A 5555-nucleotide genomic window follows, 5' to 3' on the forward strand; every position below is an offset into this window, starting at 1 on the left:
ACCTCACGAGAAAAGCATTAAGAGATTAAAAGACAAAATAAGGAAAATCACAAATAGAAATATAGGAATAAGTATGGAAATAAGAATAGAAAGATTAAACTTTCTAATAATCGGTTGGGTAAACTATTTCAAAATAGCAGATATGAAAGCGAAACTAAAAGCGATAGACAAATGGACTAGGAGAAGATTAAGGGCATGCCTTTAGAAACAATGGAAGAAAATTAAGACCAAATTTAAGAATCTTAAAAGATTAGGAGTCCCAGAGTATAAGGCATGGCAATACGCTAATACCCGAAAGGGCTACTGGCGTATATCTAATAGTCCTATATTAAATAAGACATTAAATAACCAGTATTGGCTAAATCAAGGATTTAAAACATTCTCTATGCAGTATAAGAAATTGAACTTAACCTAATGAACCGCCGTATATCGAACGGTACGTACGGTGGTGTGAGAGGTCGGTAGATGAATTAATCATCTACCTCCTACTCGATTTTATTTGTCATTCAATTTTTATTATTTACTGTTTCCAGGTATGAGGATGTTTAAAATGGATATTTTACAAAATTCTTGTGTGATTTGATAAAAATAAACACATGTATATTTACTTGTTTAATATTATATGGTAAAATGGAACGAGAATGCAAATTAAACATTTATTAGGGAAGGAGGGTAGAGATTTATTTATAGATATATTATGTTAAAATGATTGTTAGGGGGAGTTAGGTATGAAAAAAATATTAAGTTTTATGTTGATCTTTATATTAGCATTGTCATTAGGAACAATTTCATTTGCGAAAAACAGTGCAAATAGGTTAGAAAATAGTAAATTTACAATAGTTGATATAAAAGAACCGGTAGGTAATCCAAATGCTAAATATATATTTATTGATGAAAATATGAAAAATCATACTTCTACTGGAATTTCAATAATGGGAGCGTCAAGAGAAGTGTATGATCATTCGTATTATATAGTTGGTAGTAAAACACTTAAAGATTATAATGTAGGGCCAATAAAAAATAGAATATTTTTAATAAGTGTAGCGAGAGGTCAGACTGTATTTCTTGAAGAAGAGAAAAGTGTTTCTGGTACTGTTACGTATAGTGGTACAGTAGAAGCTGAAATTAAACGTGTTATAAACCTTAATTTTACTTCTTCAATATCAGGAACATATACAAGAACTTGGAAAAAAGGTGTATCTTTTGAAGGTCCAGATTCTAGTTCTCCGTATAATTCTAGAGATTTTTATGGGGCAATAGATTATGATTTGTACAATGTTAAAGTAGATAGATATGATGTGTATAAAATTTATAATGGGAATATAGACACTGAAAAGACAGTTACATATTATAATAGCTCTAAATATATAAATAATGTAAAAAAACCTAAAGGGATACAATATTCATTAGATTATAATAGAGATTAGAAAGAGTAAAATGGTGATAGAATGGATAAAAAATTTGTCTTATCACTTACACTAATAATTATTCTGGGAGTTATTATATTAGGGCTTTTTGTGAAAATAAACCAATTAGAAAATATTCTTAATGAAACAAAATATATTGGCAGATATAGATTTTACAAAGCAAATGATGTTAATATGGTGATTTTAGACACTGCTACTGGTAGAATGTGGATTAAATATATCCATCCTACAGGTGGTAATGATGAGTGGACAGAAGAAAAAGAGCTATTACGTCTTATTGAGAAAGAAGAATGATAAATAATTGAAGATTAATAAGATAAATAGGAAATTCTCTAGAAGAAGCTAGAGAGATTGCATATGATAATATTGAAAAAATTAATTTTGAAAATATGTATTATAGAAAGGATATTGGGAAAATGGGGCAGTAAGCTTAACTTACTGCCCCAATTTCATTCTATGTTTACGGCCTCCATACTTCCCATACTTTTCCGGCTAATTCTGTAGACGGTTTAAGTGTTTTCTGTCCTTCAGTCCAACCAGAAGGCATCACTTCATTAGTCTTAAAGTGATGTTGATATGCTTTGATTTGTCTTATTAATTCATCAGGATTTCTACCAACAGGTGGGGTAAGTATTTCGGCTGCCTGAATGACTCCATCTGGATCTATTAGGAATCTTCCCCTAATATCGACTCCAGCTTCTTCATCGTATACTCCATATAACTTCCCTATGGAGCCTCCTTGATCGGAAAGCATTGGATAAGGAATTCCTCCATCAACCATTTTAGATAATTCGGTTTCATTCCAAACTTTATGAGAGAATACGCTATCGACACTTACTGCAAGTATTTCGACATTTAGTTTTTTAAATTCATTATAGCGAACTGCTATACTTGATAGCTCTGTAGGTCAAACAAAAGTGAAGTCTCCGGGATAGAAACACAATACAACCCATTTTCCCCTGTAGTCTTCTAATTTTACTTCTTTAATTTCACCATTAATAAAGGCTTTAGTTTTAAATGACGGCGCAATTTTTCCAACTAACATAAATATATCTCCTCCTATAAATTTTTTTAACATGTTATTTACTTGTATACCCAATTTGGCAATATTTTAAACATTGTAGAAAAAACGGGTTTTGCAATTCGGAGGAGGATAATTTTGCTTACAACATTCTACATTTCCCAGGAAATATGTCGTATTTTTGATGATTAACGTTATTATTTTTCTGTTATTTGAAAAGTGAAAAGCTGGAAGCATAACAGTCAACAAGCTTATTTGCCAATTAATTTTACATTTTCAATTTTACATTTCTAATCTAGTATCCATTCCCAATTGACACTGATAAGATATAAGTTTAAAATTAACTTGAAGGCAGAAAATTGAAATTATTTGTCAAAATAGTGGGTTAAAGAGGAGGAATATTTTTGCTTTTTATGCTTGATAATTACGACTCTTTTACATATAATCTATATCAATATTTAGCAGAATTAGGGGAAGAAATATTAGTTAAAAGAAATGATGAGGTTTCATTAGAAGAGATAGAAAAATTAAATCCAGAGATTATTGTTATATCTCCTGGGCCCTGTTCGCCTTCCGAAGCTGGTGTTTCAATAGATGTAGTAAAACATTTCAAGGGCAAAGTACCGATATTAGGTATTTGTTTAGGACATCAGACAATAGGACATGTATTCGGAGCGAAAATTATAAAAGCGATAAGGCCTGTTCATGGGAAAGTAGAACCAATAATCCATTATAATAAAGGGGTATTTAAAGGGCTTAATAACCCGCTAAAGGTTACTAGATATCATTCGCTTGTCATCGATAGGGCTACTCTTCCTGATGATTTAGAAATTACGGCTGAAACTAATGAGGGAGAGATAATGGGAATAAGACATAAAAAATATCTAATAGAAGGTGTGCAGTTTCATCCAGAGGCCATTTTAACAGAAAGTGGGCATGAATTGCTTAATAATTTCATAAAACAAGCAAGAGGAGAAAGTTAGGATGATACAAGAAATATTTACTAAATTTAATTCATTTGAATTATATACAATATTTAAAGACGATAGTTTTAGTTTTATTCTTGACAGTGGGATGGATCCAAATAGATTAGGTAGATACTCTTTTATCAGCTCTAATCCATTTAAAGTAATAAAAGTTTATAAGAATACTACAAATCCTTTTGATATACTCAAAGAAGAGTTGAATAAATACAAAATTAAAAATTCTACTCATCTACCTTTTATTGGAGGAGCAGTAGGATATCTTTCATACGATTTGTATAAGTTTATAGAAAAAATACCAGGCAGTGCAATAGATGATGTGAACATTCCACTATTATATTTAGGGCTCTATAATTGGGTAATTGTAGTAGATCATTTAGAAAATAGGACTTATATTGCAACGCCAGATATAGACAAAAAATTAGAAAATATTATTGTAAAAAAAGTTCTAGAGAGAATAAAAAATGCAGAGATAAACGGTATCGATTCGATATGCTATCAAAATAAAGAATATCCAGAAGTAATATTAAAGTCTAATTTTACAAAAAAGGAGTATTTACAAAGCATAGAGAGAATAAGAGACTATATAAGAGCTGGGGACGTATACCAAGTCAATCTTACACAGAGGTTTGAGGGGAAGGTAGCAAATACAGGATATGAAATATATAGAGATTTAAGAACGGTAAGTCCTGCGCCATTTGGTGCTTATCTTAAATTTGATGAAGTTGAAATCCTTTCAAATTCTCCCGAGAGATTTATTAAAGTAAAGAACGGAATTGTAGAAACTAGGCCAATTAAAGGGACAAGGCCTAGAGGTAATACGTATGAAGAAGATATGCGTTTGAGAGAGGAACTTATAAATAGTGAAAAGGACAAGGCAGAACTTTTAATGATAGTAGATTTAGAAAGAAACGATATAGGGAAAGTAGCTAAAGTAGGAAGTGTAAAAGTGCCTGAACTTTTTAAGCTGGAGAAGTATTCTAACGTATATCATTTGGTGTCTACTGTAATTGGAGAATTGGACGATGATAAAGATTTAGTAGATTTGTTAAAAGCAGTTTTTCCTGGAGGTTCTATTACAGGAGCTCCAAAAGTAAGAGCTATGGAGATAATAGATGAGTTAGAGCCAAATCAGAGAAATGTATATACAGGCTGTATAGGTTATTTGGGATTTGATGGTTCTGCAGATTTGAATATAGCAATAAGGACTATAGTCAAAAAAGGCGATCGTATATATTTTCAAGTAGGCGGAGGGATAACTTGGGATTCAAATCCTGATGAAGAATACGAAGAAACCCTCCATAAAGCCAAATCTATAATAAAAGCGATTAGGGGGAAATATGAGGAGAAAAGCGACTGAAAATAGCGAACTTTTTAAGTTTGGTATTGGTGTATTTGAAACAATAAAAATATATGAAGGGATTCCAATTTTATTAAAAGAGCATCTAGATAGAATGTATAATTCGGTTAAGGAATTGAATATAGAATTTAATATTCCCTATGAGGAATTAGAAAAAAAGGTATATGAATATGTAAAAAATTATGATTATAAGGCGTTAAGGATTACTGTGTTTGATGAGGGCTATAACTTTATGATAAGGGATATACCTTATAAGGATGAAGATTATAACAGAGGCTATAAGCTCAATATCGCCCCTATAAGAAGGGGAAAAAGTTTTATATATAGACATAAAACTGCAAATTATTTTGAAAATATTTATTTAAAGAGGTTGGCTTTAAGAGAAGGTTTTGATGAGTCTTTAATAGTAAATACTGATGAAAAAATACTTGAAGGTACGATGACAAATATTTTTTTTATAAGGGGCAATAAAGTTTTTACACCAGAGCTTTCTTTAAATATACTGTCAGGTATAATGAGAAAAGAGGTTATAAAAACGGCAAAGAATATAGGGATAGAGGTAAATGAGTGTATAATAGATATAGGAGATTTAAGTAAATTCGATTTCGCTTTTATAACTAATAGTTTGATGGATGTTTTAAGGGTGAGAGAAATTGGAGATATAACATATGACGAAGATAATGAAATCTTTTATAAATTGAGGGCTGCTTTGGAGGCTAATTAACAGTTACAAAATATTTATAAAAACTTATAAAAACCTTAAA

Annotated in this window: 8 protein-coding genes; 7 read left to right on the forward strand and 1 reads right to left on the reverse strand. The window is 30.7% G+C overall.

The features are described 5' to 3' along the window. From BUB51_RS13500 to BUB51_RS13700, 4 genes are all read left to right on the forward strand, one after another. The coding region (locus BUB51_RS13500) for a group II intron maturase-specific domain-containing protein (protein WP_278294480.1) at positions 1-205 on the forward strand (205 nt) is incomplete at its 5' end. Positions 206-728: 523 nt separating this feature from the next. Continuing rightward, on the forward strand, positions 729-1427 hold the full coding sequence (locus BUB51_RS11960; protein ID WP_073198005.1) for a hypothetical protein: 699 nt from the start codon (positions 729-731) through the stop codon (positions 1425-1427). A 90-nt stretch (positions 1428-1517) separates the two neighbouring features. Beyond that, positions 1518-1721 carry a hypothetical protein gene (locus BUB51_RS11965; RefSeq protein ID WP_143153627.1) on the forward strand — a complete coding sequence of 68 codons (204 nt, stop codon included), beginning with the start codon at positions 1518-1520 and terminating at the stop codon, positions 1719-1721. A gap of 26 nt (positions 1722-1747) precedes the next feature. After that, on the forward strand, positions 1748-1855 hold the full coding sequence (locus BUB51_RS13700) for a phosphoribosylglycinamide synthetase C domain-containing protein (protein WP_073198015.1): 108 nt from the start codon (positions 1748-1750) through the stop codon (positions 1853-1855). 32 nt (positions 1856-1887) lie between these two features. Here BUB51_RS13700 and prxU read toward each other — a convergent pair whose 3' ends face one another. Further along, positions 1888-2505, reverse strand: coding sequence for a thioredoxin-dependent peroxiredoxin (gene prxU / locus BUB51_RS11975; protein WP_431188419.1), 618 nt, complete (start codon positions 2503-2505; stop codon positions 1888-1890). Between the two features lie 356 nt (positions 2506-2861). On the opposite strand from prxU, the gene BUB51_RS11980 reads away from it, so the two are divergent. From BUB51_RS11980 to BUB51_RS11990, 3 genes are read left to right on the forward strand one after another with little or no spacing between them, the layout of a single operon-like run. Next, positions 2862-3431: an anthranilate synthase component II gene (locus tag BUB51_RS11980; protein ID WP_278294485.1), complete on the forward strand. Its 570-nt coding sequence runs from the start codon at positions 2862-2864 to the stop codon at positions 3429-3431. 1 nt (position 3432) lies between these two features. Continuing rightward, the gene (gene pabB / locus BUB51_RS11985) at positions 3433-4791 is read left to right on the forward strand and encodes an aminodeoxychorismate synthase component I (RefSeq protein WP_073198011.1); all 1359 of its coding nucleotides are present in this window, start codon (positions 3433-3435) and stop codon (positions 4789-4791) included. Then, the gene (locus BUB51_RS11990) at positions 4772-5515 is read left to right on the forward strand and encodes an aminotransferase class IV (protein ID WP_073198013.1); all 744 of its coding nucleotides are present in this window, start codon (positions 4772-4774) and stop codon (positions 5513-5515) included. The genes pabB and BUB51_RS11990 overlap by 20 nt, the downstream gene beginning before the upstream one ends. The last annotated feature ends 40 nt before the right edge of the window (positions 5516-5555 follow it).

The organism is Caloranaerobacter azorensis DSM 13643 (genome assembly GCF_900129995.1).
In the GTDB taxonomy this organism is placed as follows: domain Bacteria; phylum Bacillota; class Clostridia; order Tissierellales; family Thermohalobacteraceae; genus Caloranaerobacter; species Caloranaerobacter azorensis.